General features: G+C 65.0%; 20 protein-coding genes. 19 read left to right on the forward strand and 1 reads right to left on the reverse strand.

Translation table 11 applies throughout. The features are described from left to right. Positions 1–45 precede the first annotated feature (45 nt). Positions 46–378: an iron donor protein CyaY gene (gene cyaY, locus BLR24_RS19540; RefSeq protein WP_093019893.1), complete on the forward strand. Its 333-nt coding sequence runs from the start codon at positions 46–48 to the stop codon at positions 376–378. Between the two features lie 11 nt (positions 379–389). Here the strand turns inward: cyaY and BLR24_RS19545 are convergent, their stop codons facing one another. Beyond that, positions 390–2798, reverse strand: coding sequence for a penicillin-binding protein 1A (locus tag BLR24_RS19545; RefSeq protein ID WP_093019895.1), 2409 nt, complete (start codon positions 2796–2798; stop codon positions 390–392). A gap of 238 nt (positions 2799–3036) precedes the next feature. On the opposite strand from BLR24_RS19545, the gene BLR24_RS19550 reads away from it, so the two are divergent. From BLR24_RS19550 to BLR24_RS19635, 18 genes are all read left to right on the forward strand, one after another. After that, positions 3037–4116 carry a pilus assembly protein PilM gene (locus BLR24_RS19550; RefSeq protein ID WP_093019897.1) on the forward strand — a complete coding sequence of 360 codons (1080 nt, stop codon included), beginning with the start codon at positions 3037–3039 and terminating at the stop codon, positions 4114–4116. Further along, on the forward strand, positions 4113–4733 hold the full coding sequence (locus BLR24_RS19555; RefSeq protein ID WP_093019899.1) for a PilN domain-containing protein: 621 nt from the start codon (positions 4113–4115) through the stop codon (positions 4731–4733). Before BLR24_RS19550 ends, BLR24_RS19555 begins: the two co-directional genes overlap by 4 nt. A 6-nt stretch (positions 4734–4739) precedes the next feature. Next, positions 4740–5420: a type IV pilus inner membrane component PilO gene (locus BLR24_RS19560; protein ID WP_093019901.1), complete on the forward strand. Its 681-nt coding sequence runs from the start codon at positions 4740–4742 to the stop codon at positions 5418–5420. Continuing rightward, positions 5417–5962 (forward strand): pilus assembly protein PilP, encoded by a 546-nt coding sequence (locus BLR24_RS19565; protein ID WP_093019903.1) that lies wholly within the window; start codon positions 5417–5419, stop codon positions 5960–5962. Before BLR24_RS19560 ends, BLR24_RS19565 begins: the two co-directional genes overlap by 4 nt. Then, positions 5959–8103 carry a type IV pilus secretin PilQ gene (pilQ, locus tag BLR24_RS19570; protein ID WP_093019905.1) on the forward strand — a complete coding sequence of 715 codons (2145 nt, stop codon included), beginning with the start codon at positions 5959–5961 and terminating at the stop codon, positions 8101–8103. The genes BLR24_RS19565 and pilQ overlap by 4 nt, the downstream gene beginning before the upstream one ends. A gap of 23 nt (positions 8104–8126) precedes the next feature. Continuing rightward, complete coding sequence (locus tag BLR24_RS19575) at positions 8127–8675, forward strand: shikimate kinase (protein WP_093019908.1); 549 nt, start codon at positions 8127–8129, stop codon at positions 8673–8675. Between the two features lie 33 nt (positions 8676–8708). After that, complete coding sequence (gene aroB / locus BLR24_RS19580) at positions 8709–9821, forward strand: 3-dehydroquinate synthase (RefSeq protein ID WP_093019910.1); 1113 nt, start codon at positions 8709–8711, stop codon at positions 9819–9821. Positions 9822–9843: 22 nt separating this feature from the next. Further along, positions 9844–10974, forward strand: a complete 1131-nt coding sequence (locus BLR24_RS19585; RefSeq protein WP_093019912.1) for a deoxyguanosinetriphosphate triphosphohydrolase — start codon at positions 9844–9846, stop codon at positions 10972–10974. Positions 10975–11035: 61 nt separating this feature from the next. Continuing rightward, on the forward strand, positions 11036–12301 hold the full coding sequence (locus BLR24_RS19590; RefSeq protein WP_093019914.1) for an MFS transporter: 1266 nt from the start codon (positions 11036–11038) through the stop codon (positions 12299–12301). Beyond that, positions 12298–12873: a DUF1415 domain-containing protein gene (locus tag BLR24_RS19595; RefSeq protein WP_093019916.1), complete on the forward strand. Its 576-nt coding sequence runs from the start codon at positions 12298–12300 to the stop codon at positions 12871–12873. The genes BLR24_RS19590 and BLR24_RS19595 overlap by 4 nt, the downstream gene beginning before the upstream one ends. Beyond that, the gene (locus BLR24_RS19600) at positions 12870–13754 is read left to right on the forward strand and encodes a class I SAM-dependent methyltransferase (protein ID WP_093019918.1); all 885 of its coding nucleotides are present in this window, start codon (positions 12870–12872) and stop codon (positions 13752–13754) included. The genes BLR24_RS19595 and BLR24_RS19600 overlap by 4 nt, the downstream gene beginning before the upstream one ends. Positions 13755–13787: 33 nt before the next feature. Next, the gene (locus BLR24_RS19605; RefSeq protein ID WP_093019920.1) at positions 13788–14483 is read left to right on the forward strand and encodes a transposase; all 696 of its coding nucleotides are present in this window, start codon (positions 13788–13790) and stop codon (positions 14481–14483) included. Positions 14484–14665: 182 nt separating this feature from the next. Beyond that, complete coding sequence (locus BLR24_RS19610) at positions 14666–19432, forward strand: glutamate synthase-related protein (protein ID WP_093019922.1); 4767 nt, start codon at positions 14666–14668, stop codon at positions 19430–19432. Between the two features lie 37 nt (positions 19433–19469). Further along, positions 19470–20948, forward strand: a complete 1479-nt coding sequence (locus BLR24_RS19615; protein ID WP_093019925.1) for a glutamate synthase subunit beta — start codon at positions 19470–19472, stop codon at positions 20946–20948. A 65-nt stretch (positions 20949–21013) separates the two neighbouring features. After that, positions 21014–21871: an ABC transporter ATP-binding protein gene (locus tag BLR24_RS19620; protein WP_093019927.1), complete on the forward strand. Its 858-nt coding sequence runs from the start codon at positions 21014–21016 to the stop codon at positions 21869–21871. Further along, the gene (mlaE, locus tag BLR24_RS19625; RefSeq protein ID WP_093019929.1) at positions 21868–22650 is read left to right on the forward strand and encodes a lipid asymmetry maintenance ABC transporter permease subunit MlaE; all 783 of its coding nucleotides are present in this window, start codon (positions 21868–21870) and stop codon (positions 22648–22650) included. Before BLR24_RS19620 ends, mlaE begins: the two co-directional genes overlap by 4 nt. Positions 22651–22687: 37 nt before the next feature. Beyond that, positions 22688–23185, forward strand: a complete 498-nt coding sequence (mlaD, locus tag BLR24_RS19630; RefSeq protein WP_093019931.1) for an outer membrane lipid asymmetry maintenance protein MlaD — start codon at positions 22688–22690, stop codon at positions 23183–23185. Further along, on the forward strand, positions 23182–23928 hold the full coding sequence (locus BLR24_RS19635) for an MlaA family lipoprotein (protein WP_093019933.1): 747 nt from the start codon (positions 23182–23184) through the stop codon (positions 23926–23928). The genes mlaD and BLR24_RS19635 overlap by 4 nt, the downstream gene beginning before the upstream one ends. Positions 23929–23983: the final 55 nt, after the last annotated feature.

Genomic DNA, 23983 nt, shown 5'->3' on the forward strand with positions numbered 1-23983 from the left:
GGCGCTCACTAGAATTTGACGAACATTCAACATAGCGAAATTGTAATGACCGACTCCGAATACATGGACCGCGCCGAAGCCGCGCTCGCCGCCATCGAGCAAGGCTGCGACCGTATCAACGACGCGACCGATGCCGATATCGACAACCAGCGCGTGGGCGGGATGATCACGATTTCATTCAAGAACGGCAGTCAGCTGATCGTGAATCTGCAGAAGCCCCTGCAGGAGATATGGCTTGCCGCGCGTTCCGGTGGGTATCACTACCGGTACGACGGCAAGGCCTGGGTCGACACCAAGACCGGGGAAGAATTCTTTGGCAACCTGTCGCGCGAAGCGAGCTTGCAGGCCGGGCAGCCGCTGGAGTTTGCGGCCCCCTGAAACCGCCGGCTTCAGTTCCTGAAGAGATCGAGGATGCGATTGCGTTCTTCCGGTGGCGGTGGCGGGCTCACCGGAACCCCGCTCAGAGACTCCGCAGGCGGCGTGGCCGCGCTGTCCACACCCAGGCTGGCAACGCCGCGGCCCGGTGCGTAGTCGTCGTAGTACCACTCGCCGCCCACGCTCACGATGCCCTGCGGAGGCGTCGCTGACAGCTCGGTCACGGGCACGCCCTTGATCGCGGTCTCCATGTAGTTGATCCAGATCGGCAGGCTCAGGCCGCCGCCGGTCTCGCGGTCGCCCAGGTTGCGTGGCGTGTCGTAGCCGATCCACGAGATGGCCGTCATCGTGGGCTGGAAGCCGGCGAACCAGGCGTCGAGCGAGTCGTTGGTGGTGCCGGTCTTGCCGTAGAGGTCGGTGCGCTTCAGCATGGCCTGCGCCTTGGCCGCGGTGCCGGCGCGCGTCACGGATTGCAGCAGCGTGTCCATGATGAACGCATTGCGCTGGGGAATGGCGCGGATCGTCTCGTTGAGGAGCGGCGGCTGCTTGTCGACCAGCACCTTGTCCTTGTGATCGGTGATGCGGGTCACGAGGTAAGGATTGACGCGATAGCCGCCGTTGGCGAACACCGAATAGCCCACGGCCATCTGCATTGGCGTGACCGAGCCGGCACCCAGCGCCATTGGCAGGTAGGCCGGGTGCTTGTCCTTGTCGAAGCCGAAGTTGGTGATCCAGTCTTGCGCGTAGCGCGTGCCGATCGATTGCAGGATGCGGATCGACACCAGGTTCTTCGACTTCATCAGCGCGGTGCGCATCGACATCGGGCCGTCGTAGCCGCCGCCGTAGTTCTTGGGCTCCCAGGGCTGGCCGCCGGTGGTGCCGGCATCGAAGAAGAGCGGCCCGTCGTTGATGACCGTGGACGGCGTGAAGCCCTTTTCAAGTGCGGCCGAGTAGATGAAGGGCTTGAAGCTCGACCCCGGCTGGCGCCAGGCCTGCGTGACATGGTTGAACTTGTTTTTGCCGAAATCGAAGCCCCCCACCAGGGCCTTGATGGCGCCATCGCGCGGGTCCATGGCGACAAACGCGCCTTCCACCTCGGGCAGCTGGGTGATTTCCCAGGTGTTCTTGGGCGTCTTGACCACGCGGATCACCGCACCGCGGCGAATCTTGATGTTGGGCGGCGCCTTGTCGGAGAGGCCGGACTGGGCGGGCTTGAGGCCGTCGCCCGTGATCTGCACCGGGTCGCCATTGCCACGCACGGCCGTGATTTCCTTGGCGTTGGCCTTGAGCACCACGGCCGCCATCACGTCGCCGTTGTCGGGATGGTCGGTCAGTGCGTCGTCCACCGCTTCGTCGAGTTCCTTGGGATCGTTGGGCAGGTCGACGAACTTCTCGGGACCGCGGTAGATCTGGCGCCGCTCGTAGTCCATGATGCCCTTGCGCAGCGCCTTGTATGCAGCAGCCTGGTCGGCGGCCACCAGCGAGGTGTAGACCTTGAGCCCGCGGGTGTAGGTGCTGTCGCCGTATTGCGCGTACATCAGCTGGCGCACGGTCTCGGCCACGTACTCGGCGTGCAGCCGGTTCGGGTCGGCCGCGTCGCGCAGGTGCAATTCTTCCTTCTTGGCCTCGGCCGCCTGCTCGGCGGTGATGAAGCCCGCGTCCTGCATGCGGTCGATCACGTAGAACTGTCGTCCGCGCGCGCGCTGCGGATTGTTGACCGGGTTGTTTGCGCCGGGTGCCTTTGGCAGGCCCGCCAGCATCGCTGCCTGCGCAATGGAAAGCTCCTGCAGCGGCTTGCCGAAATACGCCTCGGAGGCGGCGGCAAAGCCATAGGCGCGATTGCCCAGGTAGATCTGGTTCAGGTAGATCTCGAAGATCTGGTCCTTGGTGAGCAGGTGCTCCAGCTTGAAAGTGAGCAGCACCTCGTAGATCTTGCGGGTCAGCGTTTTTTCGGAACTCAGGTACACATTGCGCGCCACCTGCATGGTGATAGTCGACGCGCCCTGGCTCTTCACGCGGTTCATGTTGGCCAGGCCCGCGCGCACCATGCCCTTGTAGTCGACACCGCCGTGGTCATAGAAGCGGGTGTCTTCAGCGGCCAACACCGCTTCCTTCACCAGCTTGGGGATTGCCGCGATCGGGGTTAGATTGCGGCGCTCTTCGCCGAATTCTCCAATCAGGATGCCTTCGGCGGAGAACACCCGCAGCGGCAGCTTCGGACGATAGTCCGACAGTTCCGAGATGTCCGGAAGGTTGGGGTAGGCAACGGCAAGGGCAACCGCAATGACGCACAGGACCGCTAAAACGCTGGCTGCGACGATGCCGAATCCCCACACTGTGAAACGCAGCAGCCATTTCAGCCAGGCTGGTCGTGCGGGTGGAGGGGTCTTGGCTGGCCCTTTGGGGCGTGAAGTTTCTTGCATGTGGGCCCGGAGAGTCACCGCACATTATAAAAAGCCGCCCTCTTGCCGGGAGCCGAACTTAGGTGCATCGTTGCGGCCTAAACCAAAAGTTACTGAATGTGGCTTCAACGTCAGCTTTTGACAACGTTCCCCGGGTTTGCCGGCTCGGGTTGCTTGGTTGCCGCAACGCCTGCTGCTAGCATGCAACCGAACGCACTTTTTTCCAATAGTTACAAATGCAGGGGTAAAGGGACCTAACTTGGCTGCTTTCGGATCATTGTTTCGCCGTCAGAACGCTCCCATGCTCGGCCTGGACGTCAGCTCGTCCAGTGTCAAGCTGGTCGAGCTCGGCCGTGAAGCCAGCGGCAAGCTGGTTCTGGAGCGCTGCGCGATCGAACCCCTGGAACGGGGTTGGATCACTGACGGCAACGTCGAGAAGTTCGACGAAGTGGCCGAAGCCGTTCGCCGGGTGGTGCGCAAGAGCGGCACCCGAACGCGCAACGTCGCGCTCGCGCTGCCCCCTTCGGCCGTCATTACCAAGAAGATCATTCTTCCTGGTGGCATGAGCGAGCAGGAACTCGAAATCCAGGTCGAGTCCGAAGCCAACCAATACATTCCCTTTTCGCTCGACGAAGTCAGCCTCGACTTTTGCGTGACCGGACAGAGCACCGCCTCCGCCGGCGATGTCGAAGTGCTGATTGCCGCGTCGCGCAAGGAAAAGGTCCAGGATCGCGAAGGCCTGGCCGAAGCAGCCGGCCTGAAGGCGGTGATCCTCGACGTCGAGTCTTATGCCTCCCGCCTTGCGACCGCTCGGCTGATTGAGCAACTGCCGGGCAAGGGCGTCGATGCCGTCGTGGCGCTTTTTGAGGTGGGCGCCTTCACCACCAGCATGCAGGTGTTGCGCAACCAGGAGGTGCTGTACGACCGCGACCAGGCCTTCGGCGGCGCCCAGCTGACCCAGTTGATCGTGCGCCAGTATGGTTTTTCCGCCGAAGAGGCCGAAGCCAAGAAGCGCAGCGGCGACCTGCCCGACGACTACGGCTCGGGCGTTTTGAAGCCTTTCGTGGAAAGCATCGCGCAGGAAATCGCCCGCGCGCTGCAGTTCTTCTTCACCAGCACGCCCCACAACCGCGTGGACTACGTCCTGCTCGCAGGCGGATCGGCTTCGCTGCCCAGCCTGACCAGCGCCGTCACGCGCCAGACCTCGTTCGCCTGTTCGCTCGTGAACCCGTTCGATGGCATGGAACTGAGCTCAAACATCCGCGAGAAGAAGGTTCGGCGTGAAGCGCCTTCCTATCTGACTTCCTGCGGTCTGGCCATGCGGAGGTTCGTGCAGTGATCCTCATCAACTTGCTTCCGCACCGCGAGGCCGCGCGAAAGCGGCGTCGCGAGGCCTTCTACGGCACGCTCGGCGCAGCCGCTGTCCTGGGCGTGCTGATCGCCGGCCTGGCCTTTCTCTGGTTCGAGGCGCAAATCTCGGCCCAGCAAGCCAAGAACACTTTCCTGAAGACCGAGATCACCAAGCTCGACGCCGAAATCAAGGAGATCTCGACGCTGCAGCAGGAAATCGCAGCCCTGCGCGCACGCCAGCAGGCCGTTGAAGATCTTCAGGGCGACCGCAACCTGCCGGTGCATCTGCTCAACGAGCTGGTCCGGCAGCTGCCCGATGGTGTCTATCTCACCAGCATGAAGCAGGACAACCAGACCGTCACGCTGCAGGGCATGGCGCAGTCGAACGAGCGCGTGTCGGAGTTGCTGCGCAACCTGGGCAACAACAGCCCCTGGCTGGTCAAGCCCGAGCTGGTCGAAATTACTTCTGCGACGGTGAGCCTGAGCCAGCGCGATCAGCGCCGGGTGGCGAACTTCACGATGCGCATCGGCCTCAAGCGGCCGACCGACGCGCAGAAGGCCGCGGCCGACAAGGCCCTGGCCGCAGCGGCGCAAGTCAAGGGGTAACGGATCATGGCAAGCAACAGCCCCTCCCAAAAAGTCGACGTCGGCGCGGCACTGCGTGGTTTCGGCGACCAGTTTCGTAACCTGAACGCGAACGACCCGGCCAGTTGGCCGCCGGTGCCGCGCTACGTCCTGTGCCTGGCGGTGACCGCGCTGGTACTGGTCGGACTGTGGTTCGTGTGGTTGACCAATTCGAACGACGAGCTCGAGACCGAGCGCGGCAAGGAAGTCACGCTCCGCGCCGACTACCAGAAGAAGGTGGCCCTGGCCGCCAATCTCGACCTGCTGAAGAAGCAGCGCGAGCAGGTGCAGCAATATGTGACGCTGCTCGAAAAGCAGCTCCCCAGCAAGGCTGAAATGGATGCATTGCTGTCCGACATCAACCAGGCCGGCCTCGGGCGCAGCCTGCAGTTCGAACTGTTCCGCCCGGGACAGGTTTCGGTGAAGGACTACTACGCCGAACTGCCGATCGCAGTGCGCGTGACTGGCCGGTACCACGACATCGGCTCTTTTGCCGCCGACGTGGCGAGCCTGTCGCGCATCGTGACGCTGAACAACCTCACGATCGCTCCCCAAAAAGACAAGGACGGCACTCTGACGATGGATGCCACGGCTCGTACCTACCGCTACCTCGATGACGAAGAGCGGGCGGCCCAGAAACGCGCCGCGGCGCCAAAGGCCAAGAAATGAGGACGACCGCCAAACTCCTGTGGCTGGTCATGGCAGCCCTGGGCCTGAGCGCCTGCGCCGATTCGGAACAGGAAGACCTGCGCCGCTGGATGGTGGAGCAGCGCGCCCAGGTGAAGCCCAACGTGCCGCCGATCACCGAGCCCAAGAAGTTCACGCCCCAGGCCTACACCGAAGGGGCGGCGTTCGAGCCGTTCAACCTGCTGAAGCTGACCCAGGCGCTGCGCCGGGATTCGAACCAGCCCAGCACGTCGGAACTGATCGCCCCTGAACTGGTGCGCCGCAAGGAGGCGCTCGAAGCTTTCCCGCTCGATTCGATGGCCATGGTGGGCAGCATGAACCGCAACGGCCAGCCGGTGGCGCTGGTTCGGGTCGACAAGCTGCTCTACAAGGTCCGGGTCGGCGAGTACCTGGGGCTCAACTACGGGCGCATCACCCGTATCAACGAAACCGAAGTCGCCTTGCGTGAAATCGTGCAAGACGCCGCCGGTGAATGGATCGAACGCGTGGCGACATTGCAGCTGCAAGAGAGTGCGAAGAAATGAATCACAAAAAATCAACGATGGCACAGCGGCTGCGAGCCGCCGGGCTGGGTCTCTTGGCATTTGGCGCGTTCGCGATTGCCCACGCGCAAAACGCCATCGAAGCGGTGACCAGTTCGACGCAATCCGGCGCCGAAGTGATCCGCATCGACCTTGCGCAGCCGCTCACGGCCGTGCCAACCGGTTTTGCCGTTCAGACGCCGGCGCGCATCGCGCTTGATTTCCCCGGCGTGACGAACGCCATCGGCCGCTCCGCCATCGAGGTGAACCAGGGCAACCTGCGTTCCGTCAACGTGGTCCAAGCCGGCGAACGCAGCCGCGTGGTGCTGAACCTCAAGCAGGCAACCGCTTACAAGGCCGAGATCCAGGGCAAGTCGCTGCTGGTGATTCTCGAGCCCGTGGCCGGTACGGCGCTGGCGTCGTCCACGCCCACCGTCTTTGCGGAAAACCGCAACCGCGACACGCTGCCGCTGCGCGATGTCGACTTCCGCCTGGGCTCGGACAACACGGGCCGCGTGATCGTCGATTTGCCGAACAATCAAGTGGGTGTCGATGTCAAGCAGCAGGGCAAGAATCTCGTCGTGGAGTTCACCAAGTCGACCCTGCCGGAAGGGCTTCGCCGCCGCCTCGACGTGGCCGACTTCAATACGCCGGTCCAACTGATCACTTCGCAGCAGTCGGGCGACCGCGTCCGCATGACGATCGAGGCCAAGGGCGACTGGGAGCACAGCGCCTACCAGAGCGAAAACCAGTTCGTGGTTGAAGTCCGCGCCCGCAAGGTGGACCCGGGCAAGCTGACGCAGGGCGTCGGCTACAACGGCGAGAAGCTCTCGCTGAACTTCCAGAACATCGAAATCCGCTCGCTGCTGCAGGTGATCGCCGACTTCACGAACTTCAACATCGTGACTTCCGATTCGGTTACCGGCGCGCTGACGCTGCGACTGAAGGACGTGCCCTGGGACCAGGCGCTCGACATCATCATGCAGGCGAAGAACCTGGGCATGCGCAAGAACGGCAGCGTCCTGTGGATTGCGCCCAAGGACGAAATCAACGCCAAGGAAAAGCTCGAGTTCGAGGCCAAGGCCACGATCGAGAACCTGGAGCCGGTGCGCACCCAGTCGTTCCAGCTCAACTACACCAAGGCGATTGCGATTGCGCAAGGCCTGACCGGGACCGGCGCTTCGTCGGGCGGCGGTGGCGGCTCCGGCACCACCACGCGCATCCTGAGCCCGCGCGGCAGCGTGATCGCGGAGTCGCGCACCAACCAGCTGTTCGTGTCGGACATCCCGTCGCGCCTGGCACAAGTGGCCGACCTGATCCAGAAGCTCGACATTCCGGTTCGCCAGGTGCTGATCGAAGCCCGGATCGTGGAAGCGTCCGACACCTTCGGCAAGTCGCTCGGCGTGCGGCTCGGCGGCGGCATTGCCGGCGAGCGCTTCGCTTCGTCGTCGGGGAATCGCGCCTTTGCCAACCTGGGCATGATGCCGACGGTGACCTCGGGTACGAGCGGCAACACCGCCACCACCACCTGGACCAACTCCAACTTCATCAACCTGCCCGCAGGCGATGCTGGCGGTACAGGCAATACCGCGGGCGCCTTCGCGATCTCGCTCTTCAATTCGAGTTTCTCGCGCATGCTGAACCTCGAAATCTCGGCGCTCGAAGCGGACGGCAAGGGCAAGCTGGTGTCCAGCCCGCGCGTCATCACGGCCGACCAGACCAAGGCGCTGATCGAGCAGGGCGAAGAAATCCCCTACCAGCAGGCCACGTCCAGCGGCGCAACGTCGATTTCGTTCCGCAAGGCGGTTCTGAAGCTCGAAGTCACGCCGCAAATCACGCCTGAAGGCAACATCATCCTCACGCTGGACGTGAGCAAGGATGCCCGCGGCGTCAATACTTCGGCAGGTCCGGCCATCAACACCAAGCATGTGCAGACAGAAGTGCTGGTCGAGAACGGCGGCACGGTCGTCATCGGTGGTATCTTCGAACTCACCGAAACCAATGACGAATCGCGCGTGCCGGTGCTGGGTGAAGTGCCCTACCTGGGTGCACTGTTCCGCAAGCGCGAACGCGTTGCCAACAAGACCGAAATGCTCGTCTTTATCACTCCGAAGATGATTACCGACCGCAACGCCGCGCGCTGACGCGCGGGCGTAGCAGCCACCGCGTGGCGGTCGCACTCGTCGGGTTGCCCGGCGCCGGCAAATCCGCAGTGGGCCGGCGCTTGGGTGCGCGCCTGGACCTTCCGTTCGTCGATACCGACCATGTCATCGAGCAGCGTATCGGCTGCTCGATCCGCGATTACTTCGACCGCGAAGGCGAAGCCGTCTTCCGCGACCTCGAGCAAACCGTCATCGCCGACCTGGCCGCCGACCCCCATGGCGTGCTGGCCACGGGCGGCGGCGCGGTTCTGCGAGAGGCCAATCGCAAGCAGCTGCGAGATCACTTCCACGTGATCTACCTGCGCTCTTCCCCCGAAGACCTGTTTCGGCGCCTGCGCCACGACGTGAAGCGGCCCCTTCTGCAGGTGGCCGATCCGCTCGGGCGGTTGCGCGAGCTGCACGATGCGCGCGATCCGCTCTACCGCGAGACGGCCCACGACGTGGTCGACACCGGCCGCCCGACGATCGCCATGCTGGTGAACATCATCGTGATGCAGCTCGAGCTTGCCGGCATCGTCGCGCCGGGAACCCGGCCCGAAGAGCCCACGGGCTGAACTGGTCCCGCCGCAGCGCCTAAACTCGCTGCCATGTCATTGTCCGCACCCTCCGCCTCGCCCGAACGCGTCGATATCCAGCTCGGCGAGCGCAGCTATCCCATCCTCATCGGCCCCGGCCTGCTGGACGATCCCCAGAGCTTTGCCGCGGTGCCCGCGGCCGCCAGCGCGCTGATCGTGAGCAACACCACCGTGGCTCCGATCTACGCCAGCGCCTTGCGCACCGCGCTGGCCGGGCGTTTCCGCACGGTGCACATGCTCGAGTTGCCCGACGGCGAGGTGCACAAGAACCTGCAGACCCTCAACTTGATCTTCGATGCCCTGCTGGGCCACGGCAGCGATCGCAAGACGGTGCTTTTTGCGCTGGGCGGCGGCGTGGTGGGCGACATGACCGGCTTTGCCGCCGCCAGCTACATGCGCGGCGTGCCCTTCGTGCAGGTGCCGACCACGCTGCTGGCGCAAGTCGATTCGTCGGTGGGGGGCAAGACCGCCATCAACCACCCGCTCGGCAAGAACATGATCGGCGCCTTCTACCAGCCGCAGCTCGTGGTGTGCGATTTGGGCACGCTGCAGACACTGCCGCCGCGGGAGCTGAGCGCGGGCCTGGCCGAAGTCATCAAGTACGGCCCCATCTACGACATGGCGTTTTTCGACTGGATCGAGGCGAATGTCGATGCACTGGTGGCCCGCGACCCGGCCGCGCTCGCGCACGCGGTCAAGCGCAGCTGCGAGATCAAGGCGCTGGTCGTCGGAGAGGACGAGCGCGAGACCGGCTTGCGCGCGATTCTCAATTTTGGCCATACCTTCGGCCACGCCATCGAGTCGGGCCTCGGGTACGGCGAATGGCTGCACGGCGAAGCGGTCGGCTGCGGCATGGTCATGGCGGCGCATCTGTCGCAGCGGCTCGGCGGCGTCGACGCGGCATTCGTGCAGCGGCTCACGCGGCTGATCGAGCGCGCCGGCCTGCCCACCGTCGGCCCCGCGCTGGGTGCGGACCGATACCTCCAATTGATGCGGGTCGACAAGAAATCCGAAGCCGGCGAGATTCGCTTCGTGGTGATCGACAAGCCGGGCTCGGCCGCGGTCAGCACCGCGCCCGATGCGCTCGTGCGCGAAGTGCTCGCGCAGTGCTGCCACGCGGAATGAGCGCAGCGCCAAGGGTGCAGCCATGAACCTCGCGGCGTATGCCTGTCACCCTGCGCGGTCGCGTGGGAGGCGGCATGCCGAGCCGCCGGCGCCCACGCGCGACGCCTTCCAGCGCGACCGCGACCGGATCGTGCATTCCACCGCGTTTCGGCGGCTGGTCTACAAGACCCAGGTTTTCCTGAACCATGAAGGCGACCTGTTTCGCACGCGCCTCACGCATTCGCTCGAGGTGGCGCAGCTGGGCCGTTCGATCGCGCGGGCGTTGCGCATCAACGAAGACCTGGTCGAAGCGATTGCGCTCGCTCACGATCTCGGCCACACGCCGTTCGGCCACGCAGGACAAGACACCCTCAATGCCTGCATGGAAGCCCATGGGGGCTTCGAGCACAACCTTCAAAGCCTGCGCGTGGTGGACGCCCTGGAACTCCGCTACCCGCAATACGACGGCCTGAACCTCAGCTTCGAAACCCGCGAAGGCATCCTCAAACATTGCTCGCGCGCCAATGCGGAGCGCCTTGAGGCCGCCGAACCCAACGGCGTGGCGCGGCGCTTCCTGGACCGCACGCAGCCGGGACTCGAAGCGCAGCTGTGCAACCTGGCGGACGCGATCGCCTACAACGCCCACGACATCGACGACGGCGTGCGTTCGGGGCTTATCAGCGTCGAGCAGCTCGGCGAGGTGGAGCTGTTCGAGCGCTACCGCCGTGAGGCGCTCACCGAATATCCCCAACTGGAGGGGCGGCGCGTGCTCTACGAGACGATTCGCCGCATGCTGAGCGCCCAGGTCTACGACGTGATCGATGCCACCCGCTCGGCAATCGAAACGGCCAAGCCTGCCGATGCGGACGGGGTGCGGAACTCCCCGCCGCTGGTCGCGTTCAGCGACGCCATGCAGGCGCAGTCCAACGAGCTCAAGCGCTTTCTGTTCCGCAACCTCTACCGGCATCCGCAGGTCGCGCAGACCACCGACCAGGCGCAGCAGGTGGTGCGGGAGCTGTTCGAGGCCTACCTCGGTCGCCCTTCCGAAATGCCGGTCTCCTATGCCGAGCGCCGCGACCGGCACCGCGCCGTGGCCGACTACATCGCCGGCATGACCGACCGCTTCGCCATGCGCGAGCACGAAAGGCTGACCGGCCGGCGGGGCATCGCATGAGCCCCCGTCCGGCCATTCCGAAAGGGCGCGCACGGCAGCCCGACAGGGCGAAGGCCCTCCGATGAGCGCGACGGTCGTGGCATCCGCGCGCGTTCCCGCCGCTGCGTTTGCCGTGGTGCTGGGCGGCGTCAGCGCGGCGCTTCACCTAGGGAAGCTGCCGCCCGCGGTGCCGGCGCTGCAGGTTTCGCTCGGCATCGGCCTCGTCGAGGCGGGTTTTCTGCTCTCGCTGGTGCAGGTGGCGAGCATGACGCTGGGGCTGGCGGCCGGGCTGGCTGCCGACACCATCGGCTTGCGCCGCAGCATGCTGACGGGACTCGTGGTGTTGACGGCTGCGAGCCTTCTGGGCGGCGGCGTCGGTGCGGGCCTCTTCGGCGATGCACACGCAGTGCAATGGCTGCTGCTCTTGCGCGCCGTCGAAGGCATCGGCTTTCTTCTGGCGGTCATGCCGGGACCGGGGCTGATCCGCGCGTTGACTCCGCCGGGCGCCGACAAGGCGGCGCTGGGCGTGTGGGGCGCATACATGCCGCTGGGCGTGGCGCTTGGGCTGCTGCTGGGGCCGGCTTTGATTGCCTGGGGTGGGTGGGGCGACTGGTGGTGGGCGCTGTCCGCCGTTTCGGCCGCCGCGGCGCTTTGGCTGTGGATGGCCGTGCCCGCAGACGGACTTCGTTCCCGTACGGAAGGCAGCGGCATGCCGAGCGGATGGTCATTGCGCCTGCGTGCCACCGTCGGCGCCCGCGCACCCTGGATGGTCGCGTCGAGCTTCGCGGTGTATTCGGCGCAATGGATGGCCGTGATCGGTTTCCTGCCAGCCATCTACGCCGGCGCCGGCGTGCCGGCCGGCTGGAACGCGGTACTCACTGCCATTGCGGCCGCGATGAACATCGTCGGCAACCTCGCGGGCGGACGCTGGCTGCAGCGCGGCGTTGCGCCGGAGCGCCTGCTGCAATGGGGCTTCCTGGCGATGGCGATGGGCGGCGTGGCCGCCTTCGCGCAGGTGGGGCAGGGGGCCGATGCAATCGGCCTGCCGCCGGCGCTGCGCTATGCCGCGGTCTGCGCTTTTTCGCTGGGCGGAGGCATGGTGCCCGCCACCCTGTTCCTGCTCGGGGTTCGCCTGGCGCCGGGGCCCACGACCGTTTCCACGACGGTCGGGCTCATGCAGCAGGCCTCGTCCCTGGGGCAATTCCTGGCGCCGCCCGCGGTCGCGTGGGTGGCTCACCGTGTCGGCGGCTGGCACTGGACGTGGGCGGCCACGCTGGCATGCTCACTCGCCGGCATGGCCCTTGCGCGGCGGCTGGGCCGAATACGCCTGGCGGCGGAGGTGGCATGACAGGCGCGGCGACAATCGACGTCATTCAGGCCGAAGCCGATACCCGGCGCTGGCTCGAGCGCGCGGTGATCGGGCTCAACCTGTGCCCGTTCGCGAAGGCGGTGCATGTAAAGGCGCAGATCCACTATGCCGTGTACCTGCCTGCCGACGACGCCGCGCTGATCGACGCTCTGTTGGCAGAGGCCGATGAACTCGCTGCGCTCGATGCCTCCGTGCGCGACACCACCTTGCTGATAGCACCCAACACCTTGACGGATTTTCTGGACTTCAACGATTTCACCGCGCGCGCCGAACGCAAGCTCGCCCGGGCGGGTTTCGACGGCGTGTTCCAACTCGCGAGCTTTCATCCGCAGTTTCAATTTGCGGGAGCGGAAAGCGACGACATCACGAACGCAACCAACCGCGCGCCGTACCCCACGCTGCACCTGCTGCGCGAAGACAGCGTGAGCCGCGCGGTCGAGGCGTTTCCAGAGGCCGAAGCCATCTTCGAACGCAACATCGAAACGCTCGAAGCACTGGGCCCCGCTGGCTGGGCCGCGCTCGACGTGGGCCCAGGGAGCGCCCGATCATGACGAATGTACAAGCGACCAAGGCGGTGAAGACCGCCAAGGCCTCCAAGGCCGAGGCCGAGCTGGCGGAGGTCCTGCGTCCGGGGCAGTCCATCGAGCTGCTCAAGGAGCTGCACATCCTCACGCGCGAGGGCCGTCTCAACCAGGATTCGCGGCGCAAGCTCAAGCAGGTCTACCACCTGTTCCAGTTCATCGAGCAATTGCTGCGCGAACTGCCGGAAGGCGGTGCCGAAGCCACGTTGGCCGACCATGGCGCGGGCAAGTCGTACCTCGGCTTCATCATCTACGACCTGTTCTTCCGGTCGCGCCCAGGCGGCCACGTCTATGGCATCGAGACTCGAAGCGAGCTGGTCGAGAAGTCGCGGGCATTGGCACGGCAGCTCGGCTTCGACCGCATGTCGTTCCTGAACCTCACGGTGGCCGAATCGGCCCAGGCGAGCGAGCTGCCGGAGCGGATCGACGTGGTCACCGCGCTGCACGCCTGCGACACCGCAACCGACGACGCCATCGCCTTCGGGCTCGCCAAGAAGGCGCGCTGCATGGTGCTGGTGCCCTGCTGCCAGGCCGAGGTGGCGGCGTGCCTGCGCGAAACCAAGGCGCTGGCCCTGTCGCGAACGCCTTTGGCCGAACTCTGGCGCCATCCGCTGCACACGCGCGAGATCGGCAGCCAGCTCACCAACGTGCTGCGCTGCCTCTATCTCGAAGCCAATGGCTACAGCGTCACCGTCACCGAGCTGGTGGGCTGGGAGCACAGCATGAAGAACGAACTGATCCTGGCACGCCACACCGGGCAGCGGAAAGCCGCCGCGGCGGCGCGGCTCGGCGAGCTGCTGTCGCAATTCGGACTCGATGCCTTGGGCGATACGCGGTTTCGCCTGTCCTGAAACCCGCGAGAGCGCGTTCGTTCGATTGACGCCATGGCCCGCCTGCCCCGCCTCACGCTCGCCGACATGCCGCACCACGTGATCCAGCGCGGCAACAACCGCCAGGTGATCTTTGTCGACCGCGCGGATCACGAGCGGCTGCTCGGCCTGCTGGCGGACGCGGCCGCGCGCTTTGGCGTGGCACTGCATGCCTATGTGCTGATGGACAACCATTTCCATCTGTTGGCGACTCCCAGCACCACTACCGGGCTGCCGCAGTTCATGCAGGCGGTAGGGCGCAGCTATGTGCGCTATTTCAACGACCGCCACGGCCGCAGCGGTACCCTCTGGGAAGGGCGCTACAGATCGACGCTGATCCAGACCGACCGCTATCTGCTGACCTGCATGGCGTACATCGATCTCAACCCCGTGCGGGCCGGGCTGGTGTCCGACGCACGCGACTTTCCGTGGTCCAGCCACGGGCACTACGCGGGGCTGCGGCACGACAAGCTGCTGACGCCGCACCCGCTGTACTGGGAGCTCGGCAACACGCCCTTCGCCCGCGAAGCGGCATACGCGGAGTTGGTGCGTGCCGGTGTGCGGCCCGCCGACCAAGGCACCCTCACCGAGGCCACTTTGCGGGGATGGGCAGCTGGCGATGCAGACTTTCTTGCGTCGCTTCAGAAATTTACCGAACGCCGCGTGGCCAAGACCAAGGCCGGGCGTCCGCCGTCGGCTCCTCGTTCCTGATCTGATGCGTCCTTTGCCACAGCCGTGGCTGGGAGTTTCGCTACCTTCTTTGATGTGTCCCTAATTTAATTCTGACAAGAAAACTCAAGATTTAATGGGAATCTGACCCCCAATAAAGTGTTTGGCATTCTTTGTGCATCGCAATATCCTTCACATCCCTGCGAAAACTGAAGGAGTGCGCCATGACGACGGCTGCCGAGATCGAACATCTCCAACAACACGGTCTGTATTCCGGTGCCGACGAGCACGATGCCTGCGGCGTCGGCTTCGTGGCGCACATCAAGGGCGAGAAGAGCCATGCCATCGTGCTGCAGGGCCTCAAGATCCTCGAAAACCTGGACCATCGCGGCGCAGTGGGCGCTGACAAGCTGATGGGCGACGGCGCGGGCATCCTGATCCAGCTGCCGGACCATCTGTACCGCGAAGAAATGGCCAAGCAAGGCGTCACGCTGCCGCCGCCCGGCGAATACGGCGTCGGCATGATCTTCCTGCCCAAGGAACACGCCTCGCGCGAAGCCTGCGAGCAGGAAATGGAACGCGCCATCAAGGCCGAAGGCCAGGTGCTGCTGGGCTGGCGCGACGTGCCGGTGAACCGCGACATGCCGATGTCGCCTACCGTGCGCGCCAAGGAGCCGCTGCTGCGCCAGGTGTTCATCGGCCGCGGCAACGACGTGATCGTGCAGGACGCGCTGGAGCGCAAGCTCTACGTGATCCGCAAGACCGCCAGCGCCAACATCCAGCGCCTGAAGCTCAAGCACAGCAAGGAATACTATGTTCCGAGCATGTCGAGCCGCACCGTGGTCTACAAGGGCCTGCTGCTCGCCGACCAGGTCGGTACCTATTACCTCGATCTGCAGGACAAGCGCTGCATCTCCGCCCTGGGCCTCGTGCACCAGCGCTTCTCGACCAACACCTTTCCCGAGTGGCCGCTGGCCCACCCGTACCGCTATGTCGCGCACAACGGCGAAATCAACACGGTCAAGGGCAACTACAACTGGATGAAGGCACGCGAAGGCGTGATGTCCTCGCCCGTGCTGGGCGCCGACCTGCAAAAGCTCTATCCCATCAGCTTTGCCAGCCAGTCCGACACCGCGACCTTCGACAACTGCCTCGAGCTCTTGACGATGGCCGGCTACCCCATCAGCCAGGCCGTGATGATGATGATTCCCGAGCCCTGGGAACAGCACGCCACCATGGACCCGCGTCGCCGCGCCTTCTATGAGTACCACGCCGCCATGCTCGAGCCGTGGGACGGGCCGGCCTCCATCGTGTTTACCGACGGCCGCCAGATCGGCGCCACGCTCGACCGCAACGGCCTGCGCCCCTCGCGCTACTGCGTGACCGACGACGACCTGGTCATCATGGCTTCGGAATCGGGCGTGCTGCCCGTGCCCGAGCAGAAGATCGTTCGCAAGTGGCGCCTGCAGCCCGGCAAGATGTTCCTCATCGACCTGGAGCAGGGCCGCATGATCGACGACGAGGAGGTCAAGGCCACCCTCGCCAACAGCAAGCCCTACAAGCAGTGGATCGAGAACCTGCGCATCAAGCTCGACAGCGTCAAGGCCGAGCCCGCCGCCTCGACGATCAAGGCGCCGGTGAGCCAGGTGGCGCTGCTCGACCGCCAGCAGGCCTTCGGCTACACCCAGGAAGACATCAAGTTCCTGATGAGCCCGATGGCGCAGGCCGGCGAAGAGGGCATCGGCTCCATGGGCAACGACAGCCCGCTGGCCGTGCTCTCCAACAAGAACAAGCCGCTCTACAACTACTTCAAGCAGTTGTTCGCGCAAGTGACCAACCCGCCGATCGATCCGATCCGCGAAGCGATCGTGATGTCGCTGGTTTCCTTCATCGGCCCCAAGCCCAACCTGCTCGACATCAACCAGGTCAACCCGCCGATGCGGCTCGAAGTGAGCCAGCCGATCCTCGACTTTGCCGACATGGCCAAGCTGCGCGACATCGGCAAGTACACCCAGGGCAAGTTCAAGAGCTACGCGCTCGACATTACTTACCCGCTTGCCTGGGGCGACGAAGGCGTCGAGGCCAAGCTGGCCTCGCTGTGCGCTGAAGCGGTGGACGCGATCAAGGGCGGCCACAACATCCTGATCGTGAGCGACCGCGGCGTGAGCCCCACGCAGGTCGCGATCCCCGCCGTGCTGGCGCTGTCGGCCGTGCACCAGTACCTGGTGCGTGAGGGCCTGCGCACCACGGCCGGCCTGGTGGTTGAAACCGGCTCGGCGCGCGAGGTGCATCACTTCGGCGTGCTGGCGGGCTACGGCGCCGAAGCCGTGCACCCCTACCTCGCCATGGAAACGCTGGCGGCCATGCATGCCGACCTGCCGGGCGACATGAGCGCCGAGAAGGCGGTCTACAACTACGTCAAGGCCATCGGCAAGGGCCTGTCGAAGATCATGTCGAAGATGGGTGTCAGCACCTACATGAGCTATTGCGGCGCCCAGCTGTTCGAAGCCATCGGCCTCAACACCGAGACGGTGAACAAGTACTTCACCGGCACCGCGAGCCGCGTAGAGGGCATCGGCGTGTTCGAGATTGCCGAGGAAGCCATCCGCATGCACAAGGCGGCATTCGGCGACGATCCGATTCTTTCCAACATGCTCGATGCCGGCGGCGAATACGCCTGGCGCACCCGCGGCGAAGAGCACATGTGGACGCCCGATGCCATCGCCAAGCTGCAGCACAGCACGCGCTCGAACAACTGGAACACGTACAAGGAGTACGCGCAGCTCATCAACGACCAGAACCGCCGTCACCTCACGCTGCGCGGCCTGTTCGAGTTCAAGATCGATCCGGCCAAGGCCATTCCGGTCGACGAGGTCGAGTCCGCTGCCGAAATCGTCAAGCGCTTCGCCACCGGCGCGATGTCGCTCGGCTCGATCAGCACCGAGGCGCACGCCACGCTCGCCATTGCCATGAACCGCATCGGCGGCAAGAGCAACACGGGCGAGGGCGGCGAAGACCCGGCGCGCTACCGCAACGAGCTCAAGGGCATCCCGATCAAGCAGGGCGACACGCTCAAGAGCGTGATCGGCGCGGCCAACGTCGAGGTCGACCTGCCGCTCAAGGACGGCGACTCGCTGCGTTCGCGCATCAAGCAGGTGGCTTCGGGCCGCTTCGGCGTCACGGCCGAGTACCTGTATTCGGCCGACCAGATCCAGATCAAGATGGCGCAAGGGGCCAAGCCGGGCGAAGGCGGCCAGCTGCCCGGCGGCAAGGTCACCGAATACATCGGCAAGCAGCGTTATGCCGTGCCGGGCGTCGGCCTGATCTCGCCGCCGCCGCACCACGACATCTACTCGATCGAAGACTTGGCGCAGCTGATTCACGATCTGAAGAACGCCGCCCCGCATGCCAGCATCAGCGTCAAGCTGGTGAGCGAAATCGGCGTGGGCACCATCGCGGCCGGCGTGGCCAAGTGCAAGAGCGACCACGTGGTGATCGCGGGCCATGACGGCGGCACGGGCGCATCGCCCTGGTCGTCGATCAAGCATGCGGGCAGCCCATGGGAAATCGGCCTGGCCGAAACGCAGCAGACGCTGGTGCTCAACCGCCTGCGCAGCCGCATCCGCGTGCAGGCCGACGGCCAGATGAAGACCGGCCGCGATGTCGCCATCGGCGCGCTGCTGGGCGCTGACGAATTCGGCTTTGCCACCGCGCCGCTGGTGGTCGAAGGCTGCATCATGATGCGCAAGTGCCACCTCAACACCTGTCCGGTGGGCGTGGCCACGCAAGACCCGATCCTGCGCAAGAAGTTCTCGGGCAAGCCCGAGCACGTCGTCAACTACTTCTTCTTTGTTGCGGAAGAAGTGCGCCAGATCATGGCCCAGCTCGGTATCCGCAAGTTCGACGACCTGATCGGCCGCGCGGACCTGCTCGACATGCGCAAGGGCATCGAGCACTGGAAGGCTTCCGGCCTGGACTTCAGCCGCCTGTTCGCGCTGCCGATCGTGCCGGCCGACGTGCCGCGCTACCACGTCGAGAACCAGGACCATGGTCTCGAGCGTGCGCTCGACGTCAAGCTCATCGAGAAGTCGCGCCCGGCCATCGAGCGCGGCGAGAAGGTGCAGTTCATCGAGGTGGCACGCAACGTCAACCGCTCGGTGGGCGCCATGCTGTCGGGCGCGCTGACCAAAGTGCATCCGCAAGGCCTGCCCGACGACTCGATCCGCATCCAGCTCGAAGGCACGGGCGGCCAGTCGTTCGGCGCCTTCCTGGCGCGCGGCATCACGCTCTACCTGATCGGCGATGCCAACGACTACACCGGCAAGGGCCTCTCGGGCGGCCGCGTGGTGGTGCGCCCGAGCCTCGACTTCCGCGGAGAAGCGGCGCGCAACACCATCGTCGGCAATACGGCGCTTTACGGCGCGACCACCGGCGAGGCGTATCTTTGCGGCGTGGCCGGTGAACGCTTCGCGGTACGCCTGTCGGGTGCCACGGCCGTCATCGAAGGCACGGGCGACCACGGCTGCGAATACATGACCGGCGGTACGGTGGCGGTGCTCGGCAAGACGGGACGCAACTTCGCGGCCGGCATGAGCGGCGGCGTGGCTTTCGTCTACGACGAAGACGGCCAGTTCGCCACGCGCTGCAATCTCTCGATGGTGTCGCTCGACAAGGTGCTGACCTCGGCCGAGCAGCTGGCAAGCGTGCATCGCAAGATCTGGCACGGCGGCGAAACCGACGAGGCCCAGCTCAAGAAGCTGCTCGAAGAGCATCACCGCTGGACCGGCAGCAAGCGCGCGCGCGAACTGCTCGACAACTGGGCCGTGTCGCGCACCAAGTTCGTCAAGGTGTTCCCGAACGAATACAAGCGCGCGCTCGCCGAGCTGCACGACCGCAAGGTCGAACTCACGAGCAGCGGCAACAACGCGCACGTGGGCCTTGAGCCGCACGCGCTGGCTCCCGCACCGCAGACGTCGCCGGCTTCGGTCTGAGCGCCCACGAGAACGCAGAGAGAAAAAGGACATCACGATGGGAAAGATCACCGGCTTCATGGAGCATGAGCGCGTCGAAGAGGGCTACAAGCCCGCCTCCGAGCGCGTCAAGCACTACAAGGAATTCGTTGTCGGCCTGACGGTCGAGCAGGCCGAGGTGCAGGGCGCACGCTGCATGGATTGCGGCACGCCGTTCTGCAACAGCGGCTGCCCGGTCAACAACATCATTCCGGACTTCAACGACCTCGTGTACCGCAACGACTGGCAGAACGCCTTCGCGGTGCTCGACTCGACCAACAACTTCCCGGAATTCACCGGCCGCATCTGCCCCGCGCCCTGCGAAGCGGCCTGCGTGCTCAACGTGAACGACGACCCGGTCGGCATCAAGTCGCTGGAACACGCGATCATCGATCGCGCCTGGGACGAAGGCTGGGTGGCGCCGCGCGTCGCCAAGCACAAGACCGGCAAGAAGGTGGCCGTGGTGGGTTCGGGCCCGGCCGGCATGGCCGCGGCGCAGCAACTCGCGCGTGCCGGCCACGACGTGACGCTGTTCGAGAAGAACGACCGCATTGGCGGCCTGCTGCGCTACGGCATCCCAGACTTCAAGATGGAGAAGACGCACATCGATCGCCGCGTCGAGCAGATGAAGGCCGAGGGCGTCACCTTCCGCACCGGCGTGATCGTCGGCGCTGCGAAAGATCCGCTGGGCAAGGGCTCCAAGGTGACCAACCTCGCCAAGGAAACCGTCACGCCCGAGCAACTGGACAAGGAGTTCGATGCCGTGGTGCTCACGGGCGGCGCCGAGCAGTCGCGTGACCTGCCGGTGCCGGGGCGCGACCTCGACGGCATTCACTTTGCCATGGAGTTCCTGCCGCAGCAGAACCGCGTCAACGCGGGCGACAAGGTCAAGGGCCAACTGCGCGCCGACGGCAAGCACGTCATCGTCATCGGCGGCGGCGACACCGGCTCCGACTGCGTGGGCACCAGCAACCGCCATGGCGCAGCCAGCGTCACGCAGTTCGAACTGATGCCGCAGCCGCCCGAGGAAGAAAACCGTCCGCTGACCTGGCCCTACTGGCCGATCAAGCTGCGCACCAGCTCCAGCCATGAAGAAGGCTGCGAGCGCGAGTTCGCCATCTCCACCAAGGAATTCATCGGCGAAAAGGGCAAGGTCACCGGCCTCAAGACCGTCCGCGTGGAGTGGAAGGACGGCAGGATGCAGGAAGTGGCCGGCAGCGAGCAGATCCTCAAGGCCGACCTCGTGCTGCTGGCCATGGGCTTCGTCAGCCCCGTGGCCACCATGCTCGATGCTTTTGGTGTCGAGAAGGATGCGCGCGGCAATGCCAAGGCCACCGTCGACTTCATCGGCGGCTATGCTACCAATGTGCCCAAGGTGTTTGCCGCAGGTGACATTCGCCGCGGCCAGTCGCTCGTCGTTTGGGCGATTCGCGAGGGCCGGCAAGCCGCGCGCTCGGTGGATGAATTTTTGATGGGATTTAGCGACTTACCGCGCTGATTTTTGTTTCAGTTTTGCGGGGCCCCTTGCGGCCCCGCTATCATTCGCGGAAACCGCATGCCGGGATGCCTGAGAAGGCGCCCGGCTTTTTTATTGAGATGGACCCAGCCGCACTGCCACACCCTTTTGTAGAGTTCCGCGACGTTTCGTTCGGCTACGGTGCGCGCGCGATCCTCGACCGGGTGTCGTTTGCCGTGCCGCGCGGCAAGGTCACTGCGTTGATGGGCGCTTCGGGCGGCGGCAAGACCACCGTGCTGCGGCTCATCGGCGGGCAGCAGCGGGCGCAGCGCGGCGAGGTTCTTTTCGACGGCCGGGATGTCGGCAAACTCGACGCCGCAGGCTTGTATCTGGCGCGGCGTCGCATGGGCATGCTGTTCCAGTTCGGTGCCTTGTTCACCGACATGAGCGTGTTCGACAACGTCGCCTTTCCTTTGCGCGAGCACACGCAGCTCTCGGAAGCGCTGGTGCGGGACATCGTGCTCATGAAGCTCGACGCAGTCGGCTTGCGCGGCGCGCGCGACCTGATGCCCAGCGAAGTCTCGGGCGGCATGGCACGCCGCGTCGCCTTGGCACGCGCCATTGCGCTCGATCCCGATCTCGTCATGTACGACGAGCCTTTTGCCGGCCTGGACCCGATTTCCCTGGGCACGGCGGCACGGCTGATTCGCCAGCTGAACGACACGCTCGGGCTGACCAGCATCGTGGTGTCTCACGACCTCGAAGAAACGTTCCGCATCGCCGACCACGTGATCATCCTGGCCAACGGCGGCATCGCCGCACAGGGCACGCCGAGCGAGGTACGCGAAAGCGCCGATCCGCTGGTGCATCAGTTCGTGAACGCGCTGCCCGACGGGCCGGTTCATTTCCATTACCCGGGCGTCGGCATCGAAGAAGATTTCGGCAATGAAGGGGGGCGGACATGAGCTGGTGGAAGCCTGCCGATGCCGGCTTCGCTGCGCGCAGCAAGCTGGCCGACCTGGGCTATGGCGCCAAGCTGTTCCTGCGCCTCCTGGTGCAGGGGGCACAAAGCTTGCGTCGCTTCGGCCTCGTACGCGACCAGATCCATTTCCTGGGCAACTACTCACTCGCCATCATCGCGGTGTCGGGGCTTTTCGTCGGTTTCGTGCTGGGTCTGCAGATGTATTACGCGCTGCAGCGCTATGGTTCCTCCGAGGCGCTCGGCCTGCTGGTCGCCTTGAGCCTGGTGCGGGAGCTAGGGCCGGTCGTGGCCGCCTTGCTCTTCACCGGGCGCGCGGGCACGTCCCTGACTGCGGAGATCGGGCTCATGAAGGCCGGCGAGCAGCTCAGTGCCATGGAGATGATGGCGGTCGACCCGGTGCAGCGCATTCTGGCGCCGCGTTTCTGGGCCGGCGTGATCACCATGCCGCTGCTGGCGGCGGTGTTCAGCGCCGTGGGCATCATGGGCGGCTACGTGGTCGGCGTGCTGATGCTGGGTGTGGACCCTGGCGCGTTCTGGGGCCAGATGCAGGGCGGTGTCGATGTGTGGCGCGACGTGGGCAACGGCGTGATCAAGAGCATCGTGTTCGGTTTTACCGTGACCTTCATTGCGTTGCTGCAGGGCTACGTGGCGCAGCCGACCCCCGAAGGCGTGTCGCGTGCCACCACGCGCACCGTGGTGATGGCGTCGCTGTCGGTGCTCGGGCTCGACTTCCTGTTGACCGCCATGATGTTCAGTATTTGAAGGAGCTCCGCTCCAATCGTTCTAGAGAGTGCAAACCATGCAACGTTCCAATAGCGACATCTGGGTCGGCCTGTTCGTCCTGATCGGCGGCGCGGCACTACTGTTCCTCGCGCTGCAGTCGGCCAACCTGCTGAGCCTGAGCTTCCAGAAGACCTACAACGTCACCGCGCGCTTCGACAATATCGGCGGACTCAAGCCGCAAACCGCAGTCAAGAGCGCCGGCGTGGTGGTAGGACGTGTGGAATCCATCTCGTTTGACGACAAATCCTTTCAGGCCCGCGTGACGCTGGCTTTGCAAAACCGTTACAGTTTTCCCAAGGACAGCTCGCTCAAGATCTTGACCAGTGGTTTGCTCGGCGAGCAATACATCGGGATCGAGCCGGGTGCCGAGGAGAAGAATCTGCAAGCCGGTGACACCATCACCGCGACCCAATCGGCCGTGGTGCTGGAAAACCTGATCAGCCAGTTCCTCTATAGCAAGGCAGCCGAAGGAAGCAATACGCCTTCGACGCCAGGAACAGCCAACAAGAAATGAAAACACGCCTTTTTTCGTCCACCGCTATCAAGAAGGTAGCAAACTCCGCCCGCGTGGTGGGTGCTGCAGCAACTTTTGTGCTGCTTGCGGGCTGCGCGAGCGGCCCCCACGCCAATCCGGCCGACCCGTTCGAGCCCTTCAACCGCGGCGTCACGCGCTTCAACGACACGGTCGACGAAGCGGTGCTGGTGCCCGTGGCCACCGCGTACGTGCGCGTGCTGCCCTCCATGGTGCGCACCGGCGTGAGTAACTTCTTCGGCAACCTGGGCGACGTCTGGAGCTTTGCCAACAGCGTGGCCCAGCTCAAGCTGCAGAACAGTGCCGAGACCTTCATGCGGGTCAACGTGAACACCTTCTTCGGGCTGGGTGGCCTGCTCGACGTGGCCACCGAAGCCGGCATCGATCGCCACGAGGAAGATTTCGGCCAGACGCTCGGCCGCTGGGGCGTAGGCGCCGGCCCGTACGTCGTGCTGCCTATTTTTGGCCCCTCGACCCTGCGCGACACCGCGGCATTGCCGGTGGACCGTGCCGGCGGCATTGTCTCGAACATGCACGACGTGGCCTGGCGCAATTCGCTGTCGTTCCTGGACGCTGTCGATACGCGCGCGAAATACCTGCGTGCCGGCCGGCTGCTCGACGACGCGGCGCTCGACAAATACACCTTCACCCGAGATGCCTTCCTCCAGCACCGCCGCAACGACGTATACGACGGCAACCCGCCGGACGACGAAAACGGCAAGTAGAGGCCAAGGAGCGGGTGATGACGGCGGGAGGACATCCGCTTGCATCCGGTTTCAA

It is taken from the genome of Variovorax sp. OV700 (assembly GCF_900099805.1).
GTDB lineage: Bacteria > Pseudomonadota > Gammaproteobacteria > Burkholderiales > Burkholderiaceae_C > Variovorax.